General features: G+C 66.9%; 3 protein-coding genes. All 3 read left to right on the top strand.

Going from position 1 to position 1,160, the window contains the following annotated elements; genetic code table 11:
- On the top strand, nt 1-473 hold a 473-nt coding region (locus tag A1351_RS04020), incomplete at its 5' end, for a hypothetical protein (protein ID WP_210178231.1).
- Between the two features lie 50 nt (nt 474-523).
- Nucleotides 524-898 carry a hypothetical protein gene (locus A1351_RS04015; protein ID WP_064032296.1) on the top strand — a complete coding sequence of 125 codons (375 nt, stop codon included), beginning with the start codon at nt 524-526 and terminating at the stop codon, nt 896-898.
- Nucleotides 895-1,113 carry a hypothetical protein gene (locus tag A1351_RS04010; protein ID WP_064032295.1) on the top strand — a complete coding sequence of 73 codons (219 nt, stop codon included), beginning with the start codon at nt 895-897 and terminating at the stop codon, nt 1,111-1,113. Before A1351_RS04015 ends, A1351_RS04010 begins: the two co-directional genes overlap by 4 nt.
- Nucleotides 1,114-1,160: the final 47 nt, after the last annotated feature.

The following is a 1,160-nucleotide window of genomic DNA, read 5'->3' as shown; positions in this document are numbered from 1 at the left end:
GTCTCGTGAGCCTCGCCGAGGAAATTCGTCTGCCCTCGCCAAAACCTCCAATGCGCAGAGCATCGGAGATTTCGGTGGGACATTTGTCATCGATCGTCGGACAGTTTTCTCGTTTTGGGGACAGCTGTCCCACGCGGCGCGGCGCGCATGTGTTGGACAGCGTGGGGCGCGAACGCGTCTGTGAATATTTGCGGCGCGTGCATCCGCAAAAAACGGCCGAGGCGATCGAGGCGCGCACGCGCGGCGCAGTGACGGCCGCCCGCGCGCGCAAATGGTTCGGCGCGCGGGGATCGGCGCCCGATTTTATCGCCCTGCTCCATCTCATCCGCGCCTATGGCGCCGAGTTTCTGGTTTTTGTGATCGGCGACGCCCCCGAGAGTCTGCTCGAGGCGGCGATGGCCGAACAGCGTGCGCGTATCCTGGAGCAGCGTCGGGCGCTCGAGGCGGAGCTCGAGTCTCTGTCCAGTCGTTAACTGGTCCAGTCGGTAGCCGCGAGTAGCAACCGAACGCGCGAGAATTCTCGATGCGCAAATTCTGGCTATTGGCCGGCGCGGCCTGCTGCGTCGGCGCGAAGGCGTCGCTCGCTCTCGCCATAGCGGCCCCGCGTCCGCTGCTGCTGCTCAATGACGCGTTTCTCTGGTTACAGGATGCGTGCCTGCGCGTGCGGCTCGGCGAGTCGGCGCGCGCTGTGTTCTTCGCCTGGTGGGTGCGCGCCTTCACCTGGCCGGCGCCGCCGCGTGGGTGGCGGGTGCGGACGGGCGGGGCGGCCGGGGTGATCTATTATCCCGCCGCTTTGACCGAGCTGGAGGCGCTTCGCCTCGCCGCGCGCTGGCGTGATGCGCAGCGAAACGGCGGCTCTATGCGAGTTCTCGATGCTGACCAAGGTGAGCCGCGATGAGCGCGCCGCTCGATCTCACCAAGCCTTATCGCCAGCGCGGCGGGCGTAAGGCGCGCTTTCTCGGTGAGATCGCGGACCCCGAATTTCCGCTCGCATTCGCGCTCGAGCGCGGGGATGGCCGCGAGGGCGTCGATTGCTTCACGCGCGAAGGGCGTTGGCTGCTCAGCGAGACGGATGATCGCGACATCGTGAATTGCGAGGCCGCCGATGGCTGATCTCTTCGGCGGCGCGCTGGCGCGTGATGCGAGCCCGAAGGCTCGCG

This window comes from Methylosinus sp. R-45379 (genome assembly GCF_001644125.1).
Lineage (GTDB): Bacteria > Pseudomonadota > Alphaproteobacteria > Rhizobiales > Beijerinckiaceae > Methylosinus.
Note: the sequence above shows the minus strand (reverse complement) of the source record. Positions and strands in the feature narration are given on the sequence as shown.

Bases quoted from the DNA above. Each gene is read 5' to 3' on its own strand.
- A1351_RS04015 (WP_064032296.1), top strand. From the start codon at position 524: ATGCGCAAATTCTGGCTATTGGCCGGCGCGGCCTGCTGCGTCGGCGCG.
- A1351_RS04010 (WP_064032295.1), top strand. From the start codon at position 895: ATGAGCGCGCCGCTCGATCTCACCAAGCCTTATCGCCAGCGCGGCGGG.